General features: G+C 49.9%; 21 protein-coding genes and 2 pseudogenes. 8 read left to right on the top strand and 15 right to left on the bottom strand.

Annotated features, from left to right (window positions below; all coding sequences use genetic code 11):
* Positions 1–426 (top strand): hypothetical protein, encoded by a 426-nt coding sequence (locus C1752_RS05140; protein WP_110984955.1) that lies wholly within the window; start codon positions 1–3, stop codon positions 424–426.
* A gap of 40 nt (positions 427–466) precedes the next feature.
* Here C1752_RS05140 and C1752_RS05135 read toward each other — a convergent pair whose 3' ends face one another.
* The 3 genes from C1752_RS05135 to C1752_RS05125 form a co-directional block, all read right to left on the bottom strand.
* Positions 467–1,417, bottom strand: coding sequence for a DMT family transporter (locus C1752_RS05135; RefSeq protein ID WP_158535017.1), 951 nt, complete (start codon positions 1,415–1,417; stop codon positions 467–469).
* A gap of 89 nt (positions 1,418–1,506) precedes the next feature.
* Positions 1,507–2,520 (bottom strand): diguanylate cyclase domain-containing protein, encoded by a 1,014-nt coding sequence (locus C1752_RS05130; protein ID WP_233501351.1) that lies wholly within the window; start codon positions 2,518–2,520, stop codon positions 1,507–1,509.
* 162 nt (positions 2,521–2,682) lie between these two features.
* A complete protein-coding gene (locus C1752_RS05125) occupies positions 2,683–6,120 on the bottom strand; it encodes a GAF domain-containing hybrid sensor histidine kinase/response regulator (RefSeq protein ID WP_158535016.1) in 3,438 nt (1,145 codons plus the stop codon).
* 219 nt (positions 6,121–6,339) lie between these two features.
* Here C1752_RS05125 and typA point away from each other — a divergent pair, with 219 nt between their 5' ends.
* Together typA and C1752_RS05115 are read left to right on the top strand one after the other, a co-directional pair.
* Positions 6,340–8,130: a translational GTPase TypA gene (typA, locus tag C1752_RS05120; protein WP_110984952.1), complete on the top strand. Its 1,791-nt coding sequence runs from the start codon at positions 6,340–6,342 to the stop codon at positions 8,128–8,130.
* Between the two features lie 80 nt (positions 8,131–8,210).
* On the top strand, positions 8,211–9,197 hold the full coding sequence (locus C1752_RS05115) for a DMT family transporter (protein ID WP_110984951.1): 987 nt from the start codon (positions 8,211–8,213) through the stop codon (positions 9,195–9,197).
* Positions 9,198–9,237: 40 nt separating this feature from the next.
* Here the strand turns inward: C1752_RS05115 and C1752_RS05110 are convergent, their stop codons facing one another.
* Positions 9,238–9,828 (bottom strand): HD domain-containing protein, encoded by a 591-nt coding sequence (locus C1752_RS05110; protein WP_110984950.1) that lies wholly within the window; start codon positions 9,826–9,828, stop codon positions 9,238–9,240.
* A 51-nt stretch (positions 9,829–9,879) separates the two neighbouring features.
* On the opposite strand from C1752_RS05110, the gene C1752_RS05105 reads away from it, so the two are divergent.
* From C1752_RS05105 to C1752_RS05095, 3 genes are all read left to right on the top strand, one after another.
* On the top strand, positions 9,880–10,665 hold the full coding sequence (locus C1752_RS05105) for an SAM hydrolase/SAM-dependent halogenase family protein (RefSeq protein ID WP_110984949.1): 786 nt from the start codon (positions 9,880–9,882) through the stop codon (positions 10,663–10,665).
* Positions 10,666–10,729: 64 nt separating this feature from the next.
* Positions 10,730–11,383, top strand: a complete 654-nt coding sequence (locus C1752_RS05100) for a DUF2301 domain-containing membrane protein (protein ID WP_110984948.1) — start codon at positions 10,730–10,732, stop codon at positions 11,381–11,383.
* A gap of 4 nt (positions 11,384–11,387) precedes the next feature.
* Complete coding sequence (locus C1752_RS05095) at positions 11,388–11,774, top strand: VOC family protein (protein WP_110984947.1); 387 nt, start codon at positions 11,388–11,390, stop codon at positions 11,772–11,774.
* A gap of 209 nt (positions 11,775–11,983) precedes the next feature.
* On the opposite strand, the gene C1752_RS05090 is transcribed toward C1752_RS05095, so the two are convergent.
* Together C1752_RS05090 and C1752_RS05085 are read right to left on the bottom strand one after the other, a co-directional pair.
* Positions 11,984–12,688, bottom strand: a complete 705-nt coding sequence (locus tag C1752_RS05090; protein ID WP_110984946.1) for a response regulator — start codon at positions 12,686–12,688, stop codon at positions 11,984–11,986.
* 349 nt (positions 12,689–13,037) lie between these two features.
* Positions 13,038–13,226 (bottom strand): annotated as a pseudogene (locus C1752_RS05085) (ornithine carbamoyltransferase); the annotation flags it as partial.
* A 147-nt stretch (positions 13,227–13,373) separates the two neighbouring features.
* On the opposite strand from C1752_RS05085, the gene C1752_RS05080 reads away from it, so the two are divergent.
* Positions 13,374–13,619: a hypothetical protein gene (locus C1752_RS05080; RefSeq protein ID WP_110984945.1), complete on the top strand. Its 246-nt coding sequence runs from the start codon at positions 13,374–13,376 to the stop codon at positions 13,617–13,619.
* Positions 13,619–14,086 (top strand): type II toxin-antitoxin system VapC family toxin, encoded by a 468-nt coding sequence (locus C1752_RS05075; RefSeq protein ID WP_110984944.1) that lies wholly within the window; start codon positions 13,619–13,621, stop codon positions 14,084–14,086. Before C1752_RS05080 ends, C1752_RS05075 begins: the two co-directional genes overlap by 1 nt.
* Positions 14,087–14,110: 24 nt before the next feature.
* Here C1752_RS05075 and argF read toward each other — a convergent pair whose 3' ends face one another.
* From argF to C1752_RS05030, 9 genes and pseudogenes are all read right to left on the bottom strand, one after another.
* Positions 14,111–15,031 carry an ornithine carbamoyltransferase gene (gene argF, locus C1752_RS05070; protein WP_110984943.1) on the bottom strand — a complete coding sequence of 307 codons (921 nt, stop codon included), beginning with the start codon at positions 15,029–15,031 and terminating at the stop codon, positions 14,111–14,113.
* Positions 15,032–15,309: 278 nt separating this feature from the next.
* Positions 15,310–17,067, bottom strand: a complete 1,758-nt coding sequence (locus tag C1752_RS05065; RefSeq protein WP_146242272.1) for a hypothetical protein — start codon at positions 17,065–17,067, stop codon at positions 15,310–15,312.
* Positions 17,068–17,106: 39 nt separating this feature from the next.
* Positions 17,107–17,403: a DUF3181 family protein gene (locus C1752_RS05060; protein WP_110985083.1), complete on the bottom strand. Its 297-nt coding sequence runs from the start codon at positions 17,401–17,403 to the stop codon at positions 17,107–17,109.
* Positions 17,404–17,583: 180 nt separating this feature from the next.
* Positions 17,584–17,868, bottom strand: a complete 285-nt coding sequence (locus C1752_RS05055; protein ID WP_110985082.1) for a hypothetical protein — start codon at positions 17,866–17,868, stop codon at positions 17,584–17,586.
* Between the two features lie 53 nt (positions 17,869–17,921).
* On the bottom strand, positions 17,922–18,089 hold the full coding sequence (locus C1752_RS28315) for a glutathione S-transferase family protein (protein ID WP_233501350.1): 168 nt from the start codon (positions 18,087–18,089) through the stop codon (positions 17,922–17,924).
* Positions 18,090–18,486: 397 nt separating this feature from the next.
* A pseudogene (locus C1752_RS30605) lies at positions 18,487–18,618 on the bottom strand (IS110 family RNA-guided transposase); the annotation flags it as partial.
* A gap of 351 nt (positions 18,619–18,969) precedes the next feature.
* Positions 18,970–19,731 carry an MOSC domain-containing protein gene (locus tag C1752_RS05040; RefSeq protein ID WP_158535015.1) on the bottom strand — a complete coding sequence of 254 codons (762 nt, stop codon included), beginning with the start codon at positions 19,729–19,731 and terminating at the stop codon, positions 18,970–18,972.
* 81 nt (positions 19,732–19,812) lie between these two features.
* The gene (gene moeB, locus C1752_RS05035) at positions 19,813–20,985 is read right to left on the bottom strand and encodes a molybdopterin-synthase adenylyltransferase MoeB (RefSeq protein WP_110984939.1); all 1,173 of its coding nucleotides are present in this window, start codon (positions 20,983–20,985) and stop codon (positions 19,813–19,815) included.
* A gap of 79 nt (positions 20,986–21,064) precedes the next feature.
* Positions 21,065–21,943, bottom strand: a complete 879-nt coding sequence (locus C1752_RS05030) for an alpha/beta fold hydrolase (RefSeq protein ID WP_110984938.1) — start codon at positions 21,941–21,943, stop codon at positions 21,065–21,067.
* Between the last annotated feature and the right edge of the window lie 118 nt (positions 21,944–22,061).

Here is a 22,061-nt window from a genome sequence, read left to right as displayed (position 1 = left end):
ATGCCTAGCACTATTCAATTTCTTTACGAGCGCTCGGTTATCCACCAAAGCTATCTAATTGTTCCATTTGCTTACGGAACTGTAGCAGGCGTGGTTGTTTACTCCTACTGTTTACTGTCGTTAGTTACAAATCAAGCACCATTACATAAGATAGAAAATCCAGCAGATCGATATACAGAGAGGCTGGAAAGCATCATTGAAATTGCCAAAGACCATTTAGATAGAGAACTTCAAGAAGAACAGCCCCTCGGCTATTATCAACAGCATTACGTCTATCGCCATAACCTGATCATCATTTCAGCGATCGGTGGCAAAATCTTTTACGATCACTATCCCCCTAGCCATCTCAACAATATTGCAGCCCCCAAAATCTTTGCCAGCGAGCAGGACTGCATCCACTGGGTGAAACAGGGACTCGATCGTTAGCAGCCCGCGCCCAAAAATAGATCAGAGATTGCAGTGTCCTTTAGTCTTTCACCGCAGACTGACTAGAAATGGCAATATAGACACCCAAAATAACGAGAGCAAAAGCGACCTCGTTGAATAAGCTCAACGTCTCTGAGAATAGAATCCAAGCCCCCAATGCCGACAGCACTGGCTCCAGCAGATAGGAGAGCGCCACCACCCCTGACGATAATCGACTCAGGCTATAGGTAATCAACCCTTGTCCTAGAACCTGACTGACCAGGGCCAAGCCAATTACAGCAGCCCACCCCTGACTTGAAATCGGGAAAAATTGATGCTCCACGACAAGGGCAATCACACCCGTAATCAAAGCGCCAATCGTCGAAGTACTCAAAAGAATGACAGGGGCCGACAGCCGCGTTCGCAATCGTTCTAGCGTCAGTAAATAGACACTTAAAAACAGGGCCGACAGCAGCGCGGCTCCATCTCCCCAAGCTTGTTGGGCGTCTAACTGAACGTCTCCAAAGCCAATGGCAACTGCCCCCCCGAGACTGATAGCTAACCCTACTAAAAAACGAGTGTCAAACCGTTGACGCCACAGCAGCCAAGCGCCCAGCGTTGTAAACAGTGGAGCTAGATCGCTGAGCACCATTGCGTTCGCCACGCTGGTACGCGTCAGCGAGAACGCCCAGAGGGGTAAATCGACGGCCGCAATAACGCCCGCCAGCAATAATAAGGCCCATTCATCGACTGCGAGGGGGTTTGACGACGTTTCCGACGGCCGCAACAGCCGCTCCACTCCAGCCCATAGACTCAGTGGGACAATCGCAATCCAGAAGCGATGGCTAATCGTAGCAATCGGACCAATCTCAGTGGTACTGATCTTAATAAAAATAGCGGCACAGGCAATGGCCATAATGCCAGTTAAGAGAGATGCGATAGCCAAAGGCTGACCTTCAAGCATCGCAACAAAAGTCGTCCCCTGACGTGGCTGAATCTTTTGGTGCTCCATCATAGAGAGATCAACGCCAAGTTTTCAAAGTATCATGCAGCAGGGCTCTGGCAACGCTTTAGAGAACTGCCGTCACCAGGAATGAGCCATCACGGCTCTTGCTGCCACGCTATATAATCAGCCAAGCGCCAAGAGACAGACGTATCTCGCCCCTCAGACTTTGCTCGATAGAGCGCTTTGTCAGCAGCCTGGATTAATAGCTCAGGCGTAATATTAGATGTGGGAACCGCACTGACCAGCCCAAAACTCACGGTCACAACAGGACTGACCTGCGACGTTGCGTGGGGAATCTGCAACCGCTGGATGTTAGCACGCATATTATCGCAAAGCTGCAGCGCTCCCTCCAACGTTGTCGTCGGTAAAATAACCGCAAACTCTTCGCCTCCGTAACGCGCCACAAGGTCCGCAGGACGTCTCGTTCCCTGCTCAATCGCCTGAGCCACCTGACGCAGGCAATCATCTCCAACCTGATGCCCATAGCGATCATTGAAATTCTTGAAATAGTCCACATCACATAGGACCAAAGAGAGACAGAGCTGTTCACGCTGTAGTCGCTTCCAGGTTTGATTGAGATAGTCATCAAAACGGTAGCGGTTAGCAACCTGCGTCAGAGCATCAAGATTAGCCAGCCGTCGCAACCTGTCATTCGCTTGCGCTAGTTGAACCTCCGTTTGCTTGCGCTGCTCAATTTCTTTCTGAAGCGATGCTCGCAAAGAACGCAGCCTTAGATGGACCTTGATACGAGCGAGGACTTCTTCATCTTGGAACGGCTTAGTGACATAATCTACGCCCCCTAAGGATAGTCCCTTCACCTTATCTACAGCATCCTTGTGAGCCGTCATAAAAATGATCGGGATCTCACTGGTTTCAGGATTAGCTTGGAGCCTTTTACAAACCTCAAAGCCGTCAAGATCAGGCATGCGAATATCGAGCAAAATCAGATCAGGTTGCTCATGAGCAACCTGCCCAAGGGCATTATGGCCATCGGTCGCCAGCCAGACCATAAACCCAGCCGTCCTGAGCGTTTGTGCAAGCACATGCAAGTTAGTCGGCACATCGTCAACGATGAGAATATTCGCTTGTGACGTTGGTGCAGCCTGCACGTGAAACCTCGCCAGTATGTATTGATTGAGTCTAACAAGAGCCTCAACGAGGCAGCACTTGACTTAGTTCATTATCTATTGTGGAGCATAATTTGGGGCGATTACCTCCGGGAGATTACCGAAAACGACCAAAATTACTGAATTAACGCCCAAATAACGGAACTAGTGCCTGGGGGACTTGAGAGCAGTAGTGAGGAACGCTTTCAGTTGATTAACCTGCAAATCATCAATGAGATGAGCGAGATAACAGCAAAAGGGCTGCAGAGCTTCATCAGCCTGCTCTAACGGTTCTAATTCATCTAGAATTTCGTAAATACTGCCCTTCTGGGCCAAGTAATAGAAAGCCTCTAACCGATCGATTGGCGGCAGCTTCAGCTTCTGCTCAGAGGGTCGTTCATCAACTTGGATGTTGGGAACATGCTGCTTAACCCATTGCAGATGCAGGTATTGCTGTAGCAGATGTAGTAACTGATCAACCTGGACAGGTTTAGGAATAAAGGCATTACAGCCCGCGTCTCGACTGCGCTGCCGATCGAGCGGCGAAACACTAGCAGAAGACGCAATCACCGGTACATGCTGCAGCTCAGGTACATTGCGCAATGCGCGACTCATCTCTAAACCGTCCATCACAGGCATGACCAAATCTACAAGAATCAAATCTGGTTGGCATTCAATCGCCGTCTCTAAGCCCTCCTGACCATTGCTAGCCTTCAGCACCTTGAAGCCGAGCCGACCCAATACATCACTGAACATTTCTCTATTGCTAGTCTGATCATCAACAATTAAGAGCGTTTTAGATTCTCCCTGATAGCTGACCACGGTGCTGGTGTCTTTGAAGCGGGCAGTCGCGTTTTCTCGAGCTGGAACAACTGGCAAATCTACAATAACAGAAAAGATACTACCCTCTTGTAAGCGGCTCCGGACCTGAATTTCACCCCCCAGCAGTATCATTATTTTTTGGCTCACGGCTAATCCAAGCCCAGTCCCTCTACGCCGAAAATCCCCTTCTGCAGCCTGCTCGAAAGGCAAAAAGATGCGAGTCAGATCATCAGGCGGGATACCCACCCCCGTATCGACGACTTTAAAGCGAAGACGCTGAACTTGAGAAAAACTCTGATGCTGCGGGGCTTGGTGCAGGGGCTGCGCATACTGATCGCAGTCAACGGAGAAGGTCACACTTCCCTGGAGGGTGAACTTCAGCGCGTTATCTAGAAGATTCATCAGCACCTGCCGGAGTCGTTTTTCATCCGCGTGAATCGCGCTCGGCAAAGCTGGAGAAAGGTGATAAAAAAAGTTGAGTCCCTTCTGCTTGGCCTTCATCTGAGAAATATTCACCAATTCCATCAAGAAATCAGGGAAATGGATATCTGCCGCCTGTAGCTCCATGCGCTCAACTTCAATTTTGGAGAGATCGAGCAAATCATCGATCAGGTTGAGAAGATGCTCGCCACACTCCAAAATGACACGGATACCTTTTTGCTCCTGCGATGACAGTGCATTTGAACGGCGCAAGATCTGGCCATAGCCTAAAATTCCGTTCAGCGGCGTTCGGAGTTCATGACTCATATTCGCCAAGAAATTACTTTTCGCTCGGTTAGCCAGATCGGCTTCTCTTTTCGCCTGAGCAAGTGCTGCATTCTTCTGAGTGAGTTCCTGCCGCTGCAGCTTCTCTTGCTCAAGCAGCTGAGCATGAGCAAGAGCAATACCGACCTGGCTAGCGACGGCTTCTAGGAGCGCGATCTCTTCTGAAGTCCACTGGCGTGTCAGCTGCTCTTGCTCGGCAGCGGGCAGCGCCATAAAGTCGGGCCGAGAAAGAGGGGGGCCACAATGGTGCAGCACAATGGCCCCATTTGGCTGTCCCTGGTATGAGGTTCGAACCATCAGTGCGGACTTCAGCTCTAGCTCCCGGTCGACTGGGATAGCACGCTGCAGGCCTGGATCATGATAAACATTGGTGACACCAAGCGCTTGCTCTTGAGCTAGAACTTCCTGAACGCAGGGTGTTTCCTCCACAGAAATATTCACCCCCAATGTCGATCCATACCCTTCTGACAGGTACTCTCCCACAATGGGAAACGCCTGAGTTTCAGAAAAATAATAGTGAATATGACAGCGACTGACTTGGAACGCCTCACCAATACGCTTGACAGTCGTTTGAAAAATCTGTTGGGCATCTAGGCTCTGACGAATCTCTTGGGTGATATCTCGCAACAGCAATTCTCGCTGGACCTGTTGCTCTAAAGCTTGCTCGACCTGTGCCTGCTCAGTCATATCTTGAACGACGGCTAGACAATAACTAGCATCACTGACCGGAGAGTGTATGACTGACACGGTCGTTTCAGCCTTGAGAATAGAGGCATCTTTGCACAAGTAGCGCTTTTGCAACCTCAGGTGAGGAACTTGACCTGAGACAATTGCCTTAATACTTTCGAGCGAGGATTCTAGATCTTCAGGGTGGGTTATGTCGGTAATCCGCATACCACCACAGAGTTCGGCTTCGGTATAGCCCACCATTTCGCAAAAACGATGATTGACGTGGGTCAAACAGCCCGTCCGCGTATCACTTTCTGCTAGCCCTACAGCAGCTTGCTGAAATGTGGCCTGGGCCCTCGCTTCACGGAGCTGCCTCTCCGCCGTCCCGTCATCTTGGGCAGATAGAACTTTGTACTGTGGGAGAAAGGGTTGGTCTCGCTCTAGGTGTTGAACTTGCGCCAGAGCTAGACCAACCTGATGGGCAATCAACTCCAATGTTTGCAGCTCATCTGGAGTCCACTCACGAAGGGCATTACACTGACTGAGAATAATAGCGCCGTTGGGCTGTTGCTGATGGGATGTCCGTACGGTCACCATCGACCTCAAAGCTGGGGTCAAAATCTGTGAACAGAGGGAATCAAGCTGAGAATTCTCAGGAACATCTTTAATCGCAATGGGCTGATCTACCGCCAGCAGTTTCTGAGCGCAGGGATTAGAGGCGACAGGAAATTTAAGGCCGACCAAAGACAGAAAGTTTGAGGTTTGATACTCGGCCACCGCAGCTAGATGGGGTTCTGATTCATCGCTGTAAAGATAGATATGGCAACGACTAACCCGAAACCCATCTCCTAGACGTTCGGCAATGTTTTGCAGACTGTGCTGAGTTTGTACAAGCTGTTGAGTCTTCAGACTGCTGTGAACATCTTCAGTGATATGCTCTAGCAAATTTATCTGTGCAGAGCTTAGCTCAAGAGGTTGTGATGGCTGAGGGGAAGAGCGCTGGGACAGTAGATTGGATAGCACAGGCATCACCTCGACCAGTAAAGCGATGCGCCCAGCCTCGATCTCGATCGGAGAAAGAAGACAGCGAGCCACAGTACTGCCTGCGACGGAGCCGATCCTCCACTGAGCAATAACGGTTGCTCCCTGCTGAATTTGCTGTTGATAGGTTCGAAGGTCTGAGGGTTCTACGTTAGGGTGATCCCGATCGCGCAGCTCATCTAGGCTAGTCGCTTGCCAAACCGTCAATCCAGCCTGATTGGCCCACCAAATCTGCATCCGATCGGGGTCAAAGATAAAGATGGGGGTTTTGAGTAAGTTAAAAGGTGCCAGATCTAATGTCGTCATGCTCACAAACGATCCACAAAGCCATAACCCCGATGTTTTCGTTGTTAAATGTCTGTCTGATGGGGATTCAGAACCGCCATCCATTGATCTTAGTCAACAAACTGACCGTCGCTCGGGGCTGACTTGGTTTAGAATATTAAAAAAACTTTACGATTGCCCTCGGCAATTTTAGACCTTTCGCTTGTTCCTCACTTTTAACGTACCTGCCTGGACCGTCTTATGACACTTCCCATTCGCAATGTTGCCATCATCGCCCACGTTGACCACGGTAAGACCACGCTGGTTGATGCACTCTTGAAGCAGTCGGGTACTTTTCGTGACGGGGAAGAGGTTCCAGATTGCGTTATGGACTCCAACGATCTGGAGCGGGAGCGAGGGATCACGATTCTGTCCAAAAATACGGCGGTGAACTATGAAGACACGCTGATTAATATTGTCGATACGCCGGGTCACGCCGATTTTGGGGGTGAGGTTGAGCGCGTTTTGGGGATGGTAGATGGCTGTCTGCTGATTGTGGACGCGAATGAAGGACCAATGCCCCAAACTCGATTTGTGCTCAAAAAGGCTTTGGAAAAAGGGCTGCGCCCCATTGTCTTAGTGAATAAGATTGATAGACCTCAAGCAGATCCCCACGGCGCAGTTGATAAGGTTTTAGATCTCTTTCTTGAGTTAGGGGCCGATGACGATCAGTGCGATTTCCCTTATTTGTTTGCGTCGGGTCTGGATGGGTTTGCCAAGGAAGAGATGGAGGACGACAACGAAGATATGCGTCCGCTGTTTGAATCCTTTTTGCACCATGTTCCACCTCCAGCAGGCGACCCTGAGAAGCCGCTACAGCTTCAGGTGACGACGCTTGACTATTCTGATTACTTGGGCCGTATTGTGATTGGGCGGCTTCATAACGGCACCGTCAATGCGGGTCAGCAGGCGGCTTTGGTGACCGAAGATGGGTCGATTGTAAAGGGAAAAATCTCGAAGCTGATGGGTTTTAAGGGCCTCAGCCGCGTGGAGCTAGAGTCGGCTTCGGCAGGAAATATAGTTGCGATCGCAGGTTTTGCAAAAGCCAACATCGGCGAAACCATCACCTGCCCCAACGAACCCCAAGCTTTGCCATTGATCAAAGTAGATGAACCCACATTGCAAATGACCTTCTGCGTCAATGACTCGCCCTTTGCAGGCAAAGAGGGCAAGTTCGTCACCTCTCGACAGATTCGAGATCGCCTAATGCGAGAGCTGGAGACAAATGTAGCACTGCGCGTAGAAGAAACAGACTCTCCCGACCGGTTCGCCGTCTCAGGGCGTGGAGAACTGCACCTAGGCATTTTAATTGAGACCATGCGCCGTGAAGGGTATGAATTCCAAGTCTCGCAACCTCAGGTCATCTACCGCGAAGTGAAGGGCCAACCTTGCGAGCCTTACGAATACCTTGTTCTAGATATTCCTGAAGAGGGTGTTGGGGGTTGCATTGAGCGACTGGGCACCCGCAAAGGCGAAATGCAAGATATGCAAATGAGTAATGGCCGCAGTCAGCTTGAGTTTGTGATCCCAGCTCGGGGCCTAATTGGCTTCCGGGGTGACTTCATGCGGCTCACCCGAGGCGACGGGATTATGAACCACAGCTTTTTAGACTACCGACCGATTGCCGGTGATATCGCAGCGCGTCGCAATGGCGTCATTATTTCCTTTGAAGAAGGTAAAGCCACCTTCTATGCCCTCAAAAATGCTGAGGACCGGGGAACCTTCTTTATTGAACCAGGCGCAAAGGTCTACAAGGGCATGATCGTCGGCGAACACAATCGCCCTCAAGATATTGATCTCAACGTATGTAAAACCAAGCAGCTCACGAACCACCGCGCCGCTTCTGGCGATGAACTCGTTCAGCTTCAGGCTCCAGCCGACATGAGCTTAGAGCGCTCCTTAGAGTACATCGGTCCCGACGAACTAGTCGAGGTTACTCCTGAATCCGTGCGTCTGCGGAAGCTCTCGAAAAAGAAACTAGCGAAGCGTTAATCGGTATCAGAACGATACATCACAGCATCCTCGAAAATGATAGGCTCAGAGGCTAATTCGCTTGTGAGGAGGCGTTTGCGATGGTCAACTTTGTACGGTCATACTGGCAGCGTTCCATTCAGGGACAGAATTCCGCCCAACTACTGACCCTGGCAACGCTCTGCATCGCACTCTTATCCGTCTCCTTTGCACCTATCTTTATTCGTCTCAGTGAGACGGAATTAGGAGCCAACGGAACCGTTCTGAATCGCCTCTTGATTTTTGCAGCGGTGTTTGGGACCGGTCGATATATCGCTCAAGTACAGGCCAGCCCCAAAAAGCTCGAACCCGAAGCACCCATCACCTGGCAACAATGGTGCTTGCTTGTCAGCGTGGGGTTTGTTTCTGTCATTTCGCTGGGGCTGTGGGCTTTATCACTGGAATACACCAGCGTGGCAAAGTGTATGTTGCTGAGTAACCTAACGCCAATTTTTACCAGTTTGGGCGCTTGGCTTTGTTTTGGGAAGCGCTTCGACACACGTTTTTTAGCCGGGATGGCGATCGCACTCTCGGGAGCAATTTTTTTGGGTCTTGCGGATCTCAAAAGTGCAAATGGCTTCCTAGCGGGCGACCTATACGCTCTACTATCAGCCGTATTCTTAGGCATTTACTTCTTATTAGTTGAACAGCTCAGACAGCGCTTTTCAGCCACAACCATCTTGCTGTGGCGCTGCGCTATTGGCAGCACTCTCTTGCTACCGCTTGTCTGGTGGACAGAAGGTCAATTATTTCCCACTACCCGCGTCGCTATCTTGGCGGTACTGGGTTTGGGCCTGATTAGTGAAGGGCTGGGTCAGCGACTGATTGCCGCCTGCATGGATCAGCTATCTTCTAGTTTTGTCTCATTGTTCCTGCTCTTGGAACCTATTATCAGCGCAGTCCTAGCCTGGTTCATTTTTTTGGAGCATCTCAAAATCAGCACTTGGCTATGCTTTGTAGTAGTCTTGACCGGCCTTGCCCTTGCCCAGACTAGCCAATCAGCCCAGCACGAAGATGTTGAGGTTCCTTTGACTCCTTCCGCGCCCTAATCAGCAGCGGAATCCTCTTCCTCTGTAGAGATCAAACCTTTTAGCTAGCCTGAAGATGAAGCTGCCGTTCTGGGAAGATATTGGCTAGCGATCGCAACAATTCCTCTAGCAACCAGTGATCGGTAAAACCCTTGGCACGATACTCAATTACCAACTGCTCATAGAACCAGCGGGTTTCTTGACGGCGAGACTTAAAGTAGTCCTCCCAGAGACTTTCTCCGTGACTATGGAGACCGGCCTCTAGAGACCGCGCATTATGCAGCTTGTCAGCCAGAGAGATAAAAACCGCTTCAGCGGGCGCGGCTCTGAGCTGCGTGAGATAGCGCAGCTTGCGCTCTTGCCAAGGGGGCTGAGGTTCCGTTGTCAGCTCAGTTTCAGTGACCGCCGCAACGTAAGCCGCCACGGTTGCCCCAAACCGCTGCTCAATTTCGGTGACAGTGACGCCCTGATCTTCGACTGCATCATGCAGTAGTGCAGCGATAGCCTGCTCTTCAGTACCGTTATTTTCGAGCACCAGAGCCGCTACACTAATAAGGTGGGCCAGATAGGGTGTGTCATTAATTTTACGGCGTTGGCTGTGGTGCAGAGTGGCTGCCCAAGCAAGAGCCTCGCTGAACTTTTCATTAATCATAGATTCATTGTGCCCCGTAACTGAGGTAAATATCGACTAGGCGCACCCTCCATGAGCAGCCCCCTAATCACATTAACGACTGACTTTGGCCTCACGGATGTTTATGTCGGCGTCATGAAAGGCGTCATTGCTCAGGTCAATCCAGAGCTGTCGGTGATTGACCTCAATCATGCTATTCCGCCCCAGAACATTGCCCTTGCTAGTTTTCAGCTCGGAAATGCCTATCCCTATTTCTCTGCCAATACGGTGCATGTGGTGGTGGTGGATCCGGGCGTAGGCAGCTCGCGGCGCGCCATTGCTTTCCAGACCGATGCAGGTTTTTTCGTTGGGCCGGATAATGGTGTTTTTAGTAGTGCACTGCAGACAGCCCATACGGTAACGGCGGTGGAGCTGAACCAGCCTCAATATTGGCGGACCGGCAACCCTAGCGCAACTTTTCACGGACGCGATATTTTTGCGCCTGTGGCAGCCCATCTCGCGACAGGGTTTCCGCTGGTGGCGATGGGAGCGGCCCTTGATCCACAGCAGCTTGTGCAGCTCAACCATATTCCGCCACAGCAATCTGAACAGTGGGTGATGGGAACGATCCAAGCCATCGATTATTTCGGCAATCTGATCACCAATATTCCTGCTGCTGCGATTCCTTCAGACTGGACAGTTAAGATCGGGGAACATCTTGTCCCAGAGGGCACAACCTATGGCAGTGTCTTGCCGGGACAGGCGGTTAGTTTAGTGGGTAGCCACGGCTGGCTAGAGGTTGCGGTTAATGGTGGCAATGCCCAGGCTCAGCTGCAAAGTCAGGTTGGAGATCGCATCCTTATGTTAATTACAAACTAATTTCGTCTCCTGATTGCTCAGTACAATGGAGAAGTTCAAGACGGGTAACGCGAGGAATCGGAGCATGTTTTTGCAAGCCCTTGAAGAAACGGGTGAAGTTTACCAGGGTCACTTCGGTGAATTTGAAGTGACTAAACACGATCGCATCGGCGTGGTCGTCTATCGCGGTGCATTGTTGGTCGCAGCTCTTGCCTTTGCGGTGGGTGCAATCCTCATTTTGCGATGGGGACCGCAAGCTTCAGTTCTCAACAGTCTTACGGCACTCTTTTTAGGCTTTTGCGCCGCGATGGGCGTTAGCCTTGCCACTATTCATATCTACATGGTTTCTCTGCATCGAACGCTGCAGGTCTTTTGGGCGATTGGGACCGGCGCAGCTCTGTGGCTCTGTGTTCGGAGTGCTGAACCTTTGGCAGCAGCTATTTACAATCATCCCGTCAATCTGATGGCGGTGGGCTGGATTTTTGTGGCGCTCACGGGTTTGTTTTTTAAGGAGGCGTTCTGCTTTAATCGCCTAGAGACTAAGTTTTTGACCTTTATTGCGCCTGTATTACTACTAGGGCACTGGCTTCAGTTGTTACCCATCGCAGCAGAGCGATCGCTCTTGGGAGCATGGGCTGTCCTGTTCCTGATTTTTGCCCTGCGGAAAGTGGTGCAGCCTATTCCTCCTGATATTGGAGATAAAAGCGTCTTTACCTACCTTGAGGAGCAGAAAGCTTAGGTCAGTGAAGGTAGAACCATTAATTTCTGTCAGGGACGTTGAAGCTAGCAGTCTTTTTTATCAGACCCTTTTAGGATGCGAGAGCGCTCATGGTGGAGATGAGTATGAGATGTTGACTCATGAGGGGAAATTGCTGTTGCAGCTTCATTGTCGGAATGCACTGGAGCATCCTGGGATGTGTGCTTCTGAAATACCGGTTGGGAATGGGGTAATTTTGTGGTTTCGCACTGATAATTTTGAGGAAAGTGTCTCTAAAGTGCGAAAGCTTGATCCAGAGATAGTTGCAGAACCACACGTCAATCAAAATGCTCGCCAGCATGAGATCTGGTTCCGTGACCCAGATGGGTATTTAGTCGTCATATCTGACAACATTGGTGATGCAAGGGACTAATTAGCTAGAGAAGGTGAATAGCGAGAAAATTACACTAACTTATTGTAAAAAGTTAATGTATTTCGTAGCTTTGAACGGTGAAAATTATCAGCGTGAGAAAAAGTAGCAATATTTGTGAATTGGGTATAAGTCTAATGTTTGTATTCAACAGATGAAGATTCCTGCTGTGTCATAACCATTGATTAACACCCTGCTCCGTTGAAATAAAATTAGCGAGTGCTATCAGGAGCTAGCTCATCAAGAATTGCTCGAAGGTCTGTGGGTGATGAAGTGATGGCATCTCCACCTAACTCATTAACTCGTTTTTTATACTTCTTTGCCTTTTGAGTGGAGCAATAAAAGAGATAAGGATTAGTTATATTTTTTTGCCTGACTTCTTCAAGTAAATTGACACCCGCATTCTCAATATATTGACCACTTTCAGTGCGTCCCATGTCAGATAGAATTAACCGGTAGTTATTCTTGCTAAGCTTTGCCAGACCATCCGAGGTGCTTAAAGCTAAATCTACTCGATAACCTCTACTTTGAAGTAGCTCGATGAAGTAGCTATTATTTTTTGGATTGTCATCAACCCACAAAATTGCATTCGATTGTGCTAAGCCTGCAGTCTCTACTGATTCTAATGAAATAACTTTTGGTTCTATAGCTTCAATTTCAGGATTTATCCCTAATCCATCTACTGTTTTGCGTAATTCATTCAGTTGTTTTTGCAGGTCGTCAATGAAATTTTGCTGTTGCTGGTTAACTTCTTTCATTGAAAGCTTTTGTCCACCGACCTCGATTGTGAATCCCCGATCTTTTGCAGATTCAATTAGGGCCGCGACCTGACGACGGTAAGAGAAAACTATGTAAAATACAATGGCAGGCCATGCCGAAGTTGCTAATGCTTCAATGAGTTTGATTATTGAATCCATTTGGATCAATTAATGAATTTATCCCCAACTAACGAATGATTATATGGCAGTCTGTTGCATAACAACCCTTATCGTTGGATTATCTTTCACTCGTTGTATTTTCCTCATTGTGGCCTAATGCGACAGAACCAAGTCGATAATAATGTGCATAGTGTTATGCCCAACCAACTACAGGACAATATATTTGGAGTTCCATTAACTTTTCTCTAAAAGTTAATGGAATCATCAAAAATCTAAAACACCCGCCACTTCAGCACTGCAGTTGATTTATGGTTCTCTTCTACTCACGACCTAAATCATATTTCACTAAGTTTCCACGCGACAGAATAAAAACTTAGTGTAATCACTCTCAACTCGCTCCGAGCAAGCCAGCCAACAAAGCTTTCTGAGCATGAAGCCGATTCTCGGCCTGATCCCAAATGCGAGACTGCGCCCCCTCCATCACTTCATGGGTAATCTCTTCACCCCGATGAGCAGGCAAACAGTGCAGTACGATCTCATCTCTATTCACCAACGCCAAAACTGCTAAATTCACCTGACACATCTTAGAGATGGAGTTGGGACCTATCCAGGCACTCAGAAGCTTGTCAGAGATAGCCGTAATGAAAATTCGCGTTGCACTCGGGTATATTCTGACAGAGATGCACAATTGATAGACTTTAGAAAGACTTTGAAGTGAGTTGAAATGACATTTGACCAAATTGAAGGCACCTGGGAAGAAATTCTGACTCACGCTCCTGATCTGGAGGGGCACAGGTTGCGTGTGATCTTATTGGATGATGTCTCCGAACATGAGCAGAGTATCTCAGACGCTCTAAAGGCTAAAAAGCTGAAAGCACTTCGCACCTTTGCCTCTGATCCTTTATCTGACGTGCCGCCACTATCTGATGAAGCCATGAGCCGGGAAAGCATCTATGCCGAGCAGGGCTGATGATTCTCGTTGACACCAACATTCTGCTACGCATAGAACAAAAAAATCATCCACAATCAGCTCAAGCCTTTCAAGCAACAGAAAATCTGATCAAAAACGATTGTGAGCTGTTTGTCGTGCCGCAGATTTTTGCGGAATTCTGGAACGTCGCAACCAGACCCAGTGATAAAAATGGTTTAGGCATGTCCTGTGGTTGGACGGCTAGCAAAATTAAGCAGTTGAGAGAGATCTTTACGCTACAGCATGATCAGCCCCAGAATTATGATCAGTGGCTTGATCTGGTCTCTCGCTACGAGGTCAAAGGCAAAAATGTTCACGATGCTAGGCTTGTTGCTGCCATGCTGGTCCAAGACTCAACTTACGTGCTGACCTATAACGTGAATGACTTCAAGCGATTCCAAGAAATTACGGTCATTCAGCCAGGTGATGTTGACGAAGAATTCGCTTTAATTGAAAAACCAAGCTGAGACAACTGGAAGCAAGCCACACCTTCAACTCGCGCCAAGTAAGCAGGCCAATAAAGCCTTCTGAGCATGAAGTCGATTCTCAGCCTGATCCCAAATGCGGGACTGAGATCCTTCCATCACCTCATGGGTAATCTCTTCACCCCGATGTGCAGGTAAACAGTGCAGCACGATCGCATCTCTATCCGCCAAACCCAAAAGCTCTGAATTCACCTGATACGGCTCAAACAGAGGGATACGGCTCTCAGCAGAATCCTCTTGACCCATGCTGGCCCATACATCGGTGTATAAAATATGTGCCCCTTCCGCAGCAGCCTTAGCGTCTGTGGTGATAGTGATTTCACTGCGATCACAAGCAATCTGCCGAGCTTTTTGTACAACGTTGGCAAGCGGTTGATAGTCCGGTGGCGCAGCAATCTGAATATTAACTCCCGTGAGCGCACAGCCCAGCAACAGCGAATGGGCCATGTTGTTGCCGTCACCAAAGTACGTGAGGGTCAGACCTGAGAGCTGCTCAAAGTTCTCTTGAATGGTCTGCAAGTCAGCCAGCACCTGGCAGGGGTGGGCAAGATCCGTGAGAGCGTTGATCACCGGCATCTGAGCGTTATGGGCAAAGGTTTCTAGGTCTTGCTGCTCATAGGTCCGAATTGCGATCGCATCCAAATATCGATCTAGGACTCGCGCCGTATCTTCTAGCGGCTCCCCGCGTCCCACCTGCGTCACGCTGGGATTGAGGTCAATCACCTGCCCCCCAAGCTGATACATGGCAACAGAGAAACTCACCCTCGTACGGGTCGAAGCCTTCGTAAACAAAAGCCCCAAAACCTTTTTCGAGACCGGCGTCACAGTCCCCTGCTTCATCTGGGTCGCCAGGGTTAACACGCCCTGTAGCTCAGTCGCACTCAAGTCCGCCAAACTCAAGAGATCCCTGCCGACGAGTGCCTCCATAGGTGCTTCCCTTCGCTTTCTTAAAGACTTAGCATAGCCCTTTTTGACAGAGAAATAGGCCGGTTTGTGGACCAGATGTACGACCAGATGTAAGACCAGCTCTTAGCTCGACTTTATCTATCAAGCGGCATAGAAAAGTAGTTCAGACCAGACATTGAACAGTTGCTTGGGAACTTTTACACTTTCTATCTCTCCTCCGAAGGAAAGGTAGGCGTTCTCCCTCCAGAATTGGGGGGCTGGGGAGAGCTATATTGGAATTCTCAAACATCCTCTTAACCCTAAAGCGCGACCGACTCCTCTGGGTTCCTTGGGTTTTCAGATGGTTCTGAGACAGGCACAGGAGTATTGCCCTCAACGCGATTTAGCGGCTCCTCAAGCTCCCCAACATTAGAACTAGGAGAGGTACTCGGCTGCGGTGTCTCGGGAACCGTTTCCAGTTCGGGCGTGGCTTTAGGCAGCGGTGAACGCTCCGCTTGAGGGGGAGCAGGTGCAGAAAGCTGAGGCTTGGGCTTTCGTTTAGCCGCATCAAAGGGAGAAGGGGTTTGAGGAATCGATCGCGTTTCTAATCGCTCTAACAAAGTCTGGACTTTCTTCAGCAAAGCCTGATCGCCTGGAGCCTTTTGCCGAGTCCAGCCAATCGCAGCACTGGGGCCTCGCTGAACATGAGTCAGCATCGCCCCCCAGGCAATAGCATCTTTCTGGCGAGGCTGCACGGCCAACGTCGCATTGACCCGTCCTTTGAGTCGCCCAGCATCAGACCTCAGCATGGCGCGTACGTCTTCGGGCCGCGTTTTCTGATCTTCAAAAACCGCCAGTGCCGCCTGCCAAGAACCATTGACGGTATAGGCTAAAATTCTCTGCATCGGACTCGCGGAAGACTCCCGCGCTCGGGCCTCGGTCACCTGAGCGTGACGCTCTATTAACGTTAGCTGTGCCTGCGCCTGTGGAGACCACTTCTGGGGCTGGGCCTTCTTCACTGTCAACAGCAAATTGAGCGCGGGCTTCCAGAGACCTTGCCGCGCAAGAGCAAGACTTTGCGTATAAACCGGATGCTTAAAGGCAGGCTGACTAAGCTGAATCGGACGAAGCTGCAGCGTTCCTGTGGGTGCCGCCTGAACTTGATAGACGGCAAACTGGGGTTCCAGTCCAACGGATTGATCAATCAGTAGCTCAGGTTCTCCCCCCTCAATCACCTGCTGCCACACCGGGAAGGCTCCCTTAGGACTCGCCCAGTTCAGCATCAGGCCCAAGTAGCCTTTCTCAGGGTGAAAGTAAAAAACCTGTCCGTAAGCTGAGGTGGAGCTGCCTGAAGTCTTGAGGCCCGAGAGTCGCAGCCACACCCCAGACTGAGGTGCCGATGTGTACTGCTGCAGGTTCGTCAACGGCAGAGAATACGAACGCGAGACCAGATCAGAGTGCTGCACGAGCTTAATGAGCTCTGCTTCTGTAGGCCCTTCAACCGTGACCCGATCTAAAAGATGGTAGTAGCGCTCGCCCTGAAACAGCCGCAGGGGATAGGGAAGCTTTAGGGAGCGATAAACGCGCAGCTCAGCTAATTTTGGACAAGGGATTCCTTTACAGGACTGGCTAGAGATCGGAATCAGAAAATCATTAGCGGCCTTGAGCGGAGAACGCAGACTGAAGTCGGCGGTCAAAATAATCGGGGTTCCGGGTAGCCGATCGGCGGTATTGAGGTGCCGCTGAATTTGCTCTAGCGTGCGGGGCTGCTCGGTTTGCGGTGTGTCTGTAGCCTCACTAGCGGGCAAAAACCGACTGAGCCAGAAGGCGGCATCAGGATTTGACAGTGCCAGCCAGCTCAGCCAAATGATGGCTGCCAAGGCGGTCCCCACACTCAACAGTAATCCCGTTGCCAGCCAAGGTCCAAAGGTTAAGGTAAGCGGTTGACGAGGGCGGCGAACAGGCCGACGTACGGGAGAGTTGGCACGCGGATTGAGAGCACCGGATGCTGACGGTTGTGGCACATAGACCACTTTGCCGTTCTGAACGCGGCGCAAAAATTTAGGTTGGTCACTCACTGGAGTTGGGCGTGGGGCTAGCGGGCAGCAGAGATAGATTTATAGACGGCGTTGGAAGTCTTCCAGCAGATCAACCAGTGAAGACTGGCAGGCTTTAGGCACCAGCGACTGCAGCGGTAGCTCCTGTTGCCCACCCCCGACAGGCACAGAGATATTTGCCAGGACTTGAGAAACCTGTGTTGCGGTCACGGTCCCGTCCTGGAGCATGGGTGCAAACTGTTCTGCTAAAACCGTATGCAGATGCGCTTCCGCCAAAAAAAGGTGCCATTTCGCAACGTCGATATAGACGTTTTCACCAATTTCGGCAGCTAAATCTTCGATCTCTTGAGACGTCATGGGCTTAACCGTGAACACAATACACCGCAGAGGATATCAACATCCCCTCAATCTAGGATACCCGCTGAATTTGGGGACAGCCACCCAAAACTTGCGACGCACCCGCTCAGCCTTAGCGTCAGATTCGACACAATACAGTTATACCTAGAGTTCCAAATCGTGAAATCAGGAAAGCTGCAGCTATTCTTTCTTCTTTGAGGAGCTCTGAATTGGCGGAGAGTTTTCAAAGCCGTCGTAGTTTGCGATCGCAAACACATAAACCCCCTGCAGCACAATCGTCGCTAGCCAGCCCCACGTTAGGTTTGCAGTCCAGCCCCAATCTGCATGCTTAAGCAGCTTAAAGAACCAAACCCCAGACATGATAAAGAGGAACATAATAATGTTGAAGGCGAAATTGATGCGATCGCCATAGCGACGATATCTGGGGTCGCTGCGGTCAGGCTGATTAATCCAAGTGGGAGACATGGTGATGACGGGCAATGGAGACAAATTTATTGTCAGTGGCTGTCTGAGTGCTGTCAACTGATTCTGGTACGGACAGTGGGAACCCTCGCCGCATGTTCGCCATATAGACCCTCTAAGCGATCAAACCACTGACCCACCGAACTGGCATCATCGATAGGCTTGTAAGCACTCACGATATCTAGCCACTTGAGGATTCCAAACAGAACATAATCAGCAAACATGAGTTGATCACCCCCCAGAGGGGTCATTCCGGCTATGAAGCCGTAAATGTATCAATATAGTTTGAGCGTTTTTCTTCCTGACTTTCCGTAATGCTTGACAGGCCAGACTTCCCATTCCTCTTAAAACAGGACGAAGCGGTGTATTGCGCTTGCTTGGATAAATGATCAGATTGGTTTCTAGCCGACTATCCGAGGTATCAATGCTTCCGAATCTTCTGAGTTCTGGAAAGCCTGTAATGCAGAGTCTCAAGAGTATTCACAAGATGGAACGTAGCTCACTCAAGGTAGCAATCTTCTCTGCGAGATTAGGCATAGCCACAAGCTCACATTCAGGAAATCCAATTGAACAATATTTCTCAGCTAACGATTTGAGTCAGGTATGTTGAAACTCTCTCTTTCAAACAGACAGTGGTTGTACAAGCTCTGGGTTCCAAGGTTGATTGTGCCGTAGCATGGCCCAGCAGCGCACCAGTAATTTTCTCGCAACCGCAACAATGGCAGTTTTCCTACGCGTTTTTTGTCCACTACACATCCGCTTGAAAAGTTCAGTTGCCCAAGGATTGCAAGGGCATTCAGTAGAGGCAACTGCTGCGTTGAAGTTCTGTCCCACCTGCTGGGTACCCTAACTCCTGGTCCGCGATAGATGAATGCCCGCTCTAAGTGCTGCTTTGCTTATGCCATGGAGTTGAGATCCCATTGCTGTGGTTGCAATGAGGGCTATAACATCCCTTAAATATAGGTTTTGTCCTTATTGTGGGAAAGTGTACAAGTCAGCTAGAGTAAATAACAAAAATTTCTACAAGTCTTTCTGTGGAGTAGTTACGGACGTTTTTCTCGTTTGTTCGCCCGTCTTGAATCAACCCCAACAAGTTGTGGGATATCAGAAGCTCAGCGGTGCACCTACTGATACCTCTCCCCCTTCAATAACTTCTGCGTATACGCCTATGTCTGAATGGCCGAAGTGATGTTTCAGTTCTCTGGGAACATCGATATCGCGTTGAGCGGTTTCAGGATTAACCTGGGTTGCCGGACATCGCTTCGTACGCATGGTCACCCGCAAGCGAGTCCCACCGAGAGTGATGTCCTTATCCATCCAGTCAAACTCGGACCAGGGTTCAACGCCGTCAAAGTAGAAGTTGGCTCGAAATCGACGGTGATCAATGTCTTGACCGATCGCGGCGCCCAGAGCCTTTACCGAGGAGAGATTGATCAGTGAAACGGCATTCATCTTCTGAGGGGAGACGACGCTGATGTCTGTAAATTTGTGGTCTGTGGCAGAGACAACTACGGGTTCAATCTTGTCGACCCTGAGATGTATCTTCAAAAATTGAGCAAGCCGGCTGCGATCATTGGCGTCATCAAGAGATACGTTGAGTTTCTCAATGCCATCTTGCTCAATAGAAAGGCGACCGCTAGCATCATCAAAGCGCGTATTTAAAAGCGCCAACCCTTCATCACGCATCAACATCAAAAATTGCCCTTTTGGTTTCGCGACTGGATGATCTGGGTCAAATACGTCTGGACTGCGTGCGATCGCAAACCGTCGATCCAGCGGCATCCCCCGCCCCTCCAGCAAAGTGACAGTTGCCAATTCTTCGCCAGAAAGACCTTTGACAGGGTATCGATAGATGTTCCTAATCAATGGCTGTTTCCTCCTTAAAATCTGGATGTTGATCATTGAAACTGCGACAAGTTGAGTGCTGCCGCTGACGAGCTAAGCCATCTAGTACTGAGGAACGGAAGAGTCCACTTCTTGACTCCAGGCTAGAATGCCACCCTTTACATTGACTCCATCAATACCCACTCCTTTGAGAATGCTGAGGGCTTTGGCCGAGCGTCCACCCAGTTTGCAATGAGCAATGATGCGATGGCCGTTGGCAAGAGATGTCACCTTTTCGATCCCAAGACCTTCTTCAATCTCCGACAAGGGGATTAGCGTTGCACCCGGAATTTTAGCAATCTCGAACTCATTGGGATCTCGGACATCAATGAGCACGTAATCATTGATGTCCGAGTCGAGAAGTAACTTGAGTTCCTGTACATCCATTTCAGCTAGTTGCTGACGCTGCTGTTCCTCCTGAGCACGAGCCTGCGGGATACCACAAAACTGCTCGTAGTCTACTAATTCCTCGATCACTGGACGGATGGGGTTAGGCCGCAGAGTCAGCTCCCGAAACTTCATCTTTAGAGAATCGTAGAGCAGCAGGCGACCACTGAGAGTATTCGACAGACCTAGAATAATTTTGATGGTCTCGGTGGCCTGAATCGAACCGATCATTCCGCAGAGAACACCCAAGACACCGCCCTCAGCACAGGAAGGCACCATCCCTGGAGGCGGGGGCTCAGGATACAAATCGCGGTAGTTCGGTCCCCCTTCATAGTTGAAGACCGTCGCTTGGCCTTCAAAGCGGAAGATTGATCCGTAAACGTTGGGTTTATTCAGCAAGACACAGGCATCATTAGTCAGGTAGCGCGTGGGGAAGTTATCGGTACCATCGATCACGACATCGTAGGGTGCAAGAATATCGAGGACATTGTCCGACGAGAGTCGCGCCTCGTAAAGATCAACTTGGCAGAAGGGGTTGATCTCGTGAATGCGGGCCTTGGCCGATGCGATTTTGGGCTTCCCCACCCAAGCAGTACCGTGAATAATCTGGCGCTGTAGGTTAGAGCGATCGACGACATCAAAATCGACGATCCCAATTCGACCGATACCAGCCGCTGCTAGGTATAGCAGCAGGGGAGAGCCGAGACCGCCAGTGCCAATGCAGCAAACGCTAGCTGCTTTGAGGCGCTTTTGGCCGTTGAGGCCCACCTCCGGCAGGATGATATGGCGAGAGAAGTGCTCGTATTCTCCTCGACTGAGTTCAATTTCTTCCAGATTAGGGTTTAGCATCGTCCATGTCTCATAGCTGATGTGGGTGAGTTCGCGGCAGTTAGAGTGGGTGATTCCAACGCCGCGAAAAAATGCATGCTTAGTGAACGCGATCGCTTAGGAAAGAACGCATTTTTGTGATGATGAACTCACCTTCCTCTTCCAGAGCGAAATGGCCTGTATCCAAGATGTTGTAATCGATATTTTGGACATCGCGCTTGTACGCCTCAGCACCAGGTTCCGGGAAAAAGGCATCATTTTTGCCCCAAACCAGCAGCATCGGCGGCTGTTGATCACGTAGATATTGTTGCCAAGCAGGATAGAGCTTAACGTTGTTTTGGTAGTCGTAAAACAGCTCCAACTGCATCTGGTGCTGTCCTTCGCGGGCGAATTTAGTGATATCGAGATTCCAGCTATCGGGTGAAATGCCGTCGGGATTACGGGTGCCGTGCGTATACTGCCACTTCAAACCGTCAGGGCTAAAGACCTGTCCTGCGATTCCTGCTTCTAGTTCTGGCGTTTTGCCTTTCCAGTACTGAAAAATCGGTCCCCAGCCTTCAGGAGAGAGTCCTTCTTCGTAGGCATTGCCGTTCATGACCACGAAGCCCTTCACTTTTTCAGGGTGCTTGGTGGCAATTCGATAGCCAACGGGTGCGCCGTAATCTTGAATCATCAGCACGTAGCTGTTCAAACCCCGCTGAATCAGAAATTTATCGATGGTTTCAGCGAAATTGTCGAAGGTGTAGGTGTACTCCTGCACGCTAGGGAAACTACTATCGCCAAAGCCTGGATAGTCAGGGGCAATTAGATAATATTCATCTCCCAACGCGGCCAAGACATCCCGGTACATATGCGAAGAGTGAGGAAAGCCGTGCAGCAATACAACAGCTTTTTTGGAAGGATCTCCGGCCTCGCGATAAAAAATATCTAGACCGTCAACTTTTTCTGTGCCGTAACGCACTGTGTTTACTTTAGACATGGTTGTAAATCCTTTAGAAATATACAGGTGGTTGAGAATTGAGAGAGCGTTGCTCGATATCGAAATAGACTTGGAGCCGTAAAGCGCTCATCAGCGCAATAGGCATTGAGTTGCCACG

Origin of the sequence: Acaryochloris thomasi RCC1774, from assembly GCF_003231495.1 — a bacterium.
Classification (GTDB): Bacteria; Cyanobacteriota; Cyanobacteriia; order Thermosynechococcales; family Thermosynechococcaceae; genus RCC1774.
Note: the sequence above shows the minus strand (reverse complement) of the source record. Positions and strands in the feature narration are given on the sequence as shown.

Bases quoted from the DNA above. Each gene is read 5' to 3' on its own strand.
- C1752_RS05090 (WP_110984946.1), bottom strand. From the start codon at position 12,688: ATGGATTCAATAATCAAACTCATTGAAGCATTAGCAACTTCGGCATGG.
- C1752_RS05080 (WP_110984945.1), top strand. From the start codon at position 13,374: ATGACATTTGACCAAATTGAAGGCACCTGGGAAGAAATTCTGACTCAC.
- C1752_RS05110 (WP_110984950.1), bottom strand. From the start codon at position 9,828: ATGATTAATGAAAAGTTCAGCGAGGCTCTTGCTTGGGCAGCCACTCTG.
- C1752_RS05100 (WP_110984948.1), top strand. From the start codon at position 10,730: ATGTTTTTGCAAGCCCTTGAAGAAACGGGTGAAGTTTACCAGGGTCAC.
- typA (WP_110984952.1), top strand. From the start codon at position 6,340: ATGACACTTCCCATTCGCAATGTTGCCATCATCGCCCACGTTGACCAC.
- C1752_RS05125 (WP_158535016.1), bottom strand. From the start codon at position 6,120: ATGACGACATTAGATCTGGCACCTTTTAACTTACTCAAAACCCCCATC.
- C1752_RS05135 (WP_158535017.1), bottom strand. From the start codon at position 1,417: ATGGAGCACCAAAAGATTCAGCCACGTCAGGGGACGACTTTTGTTGCG.
- C1752_RS05055 (WP_110985082.1), bottom strand. From the start codon at position 17,868: ATGTCTCCCACTTGGATTAATCAGCCTGACCGCAGCGACCCCAGATAT.
- C1752_RS05140 (WP_110984955.1), top strand. From the start codon at position 1: ATGCCTAGCACTATTCAATTTCTTTACGAGCGCTCGGTTATCCACCAA.
- C1752_RS05105 (WP_110984949.1), top strand. From the start codon at position 9,880: ATGAGCAGCCCCCTAATCACATTAACGACTGACTTTGGCCTCACGGAT.
- moeB (WP_110984939.1), bottom strand. From the start codon at position 20,985: ATGCTAAACCCTAATCTGGAAGAAATTGAACTCAGTCGAGGAGAATAC.
- C1752_RS05030 (WP_110984938.1), bottom strand. From the start codon at position 21,943: ATGTCTAAAGTAAACACAGTGCGTTACGGCACAGAAAAAGTTGACGGT.
- C1752_RS28315 (WP_233501350.1), bottom strand. From the start codon at position 18,089: ATGTTTGCTGATTATGTTCTGTTTGGAATCCTCAAGTGGCTAGATATC.
- C1752_RS05060 (WP_110985083.1), bottom strand. From the start codon at position 17,403: ATGACGTCTCAAGAGATCGAAGATTTAGCTGCCGAAATTGGTGAAAAC.
- argF (WP_110984943.1), bottom strand. From the start codon at position 15,031: ATGGAGGCACTCGTCGGCAGGGATCTCTTGAGTTTGGCGGACTTGAGT.
- C1752_RS05075 (WP_110984944.1), top strand. From the start codon at position 13,619: ATGATTCTCGTTGACACCAACATTCTGCTACGCATAGAACAAAAAAAT.
- C1752_RS05115 (WP_110984951.1), top strand. From the start codon at position 8,211: ATGGTCAACTTTGTACGGTCATACTGGCAGCGTTCCATTCAGGGACAG.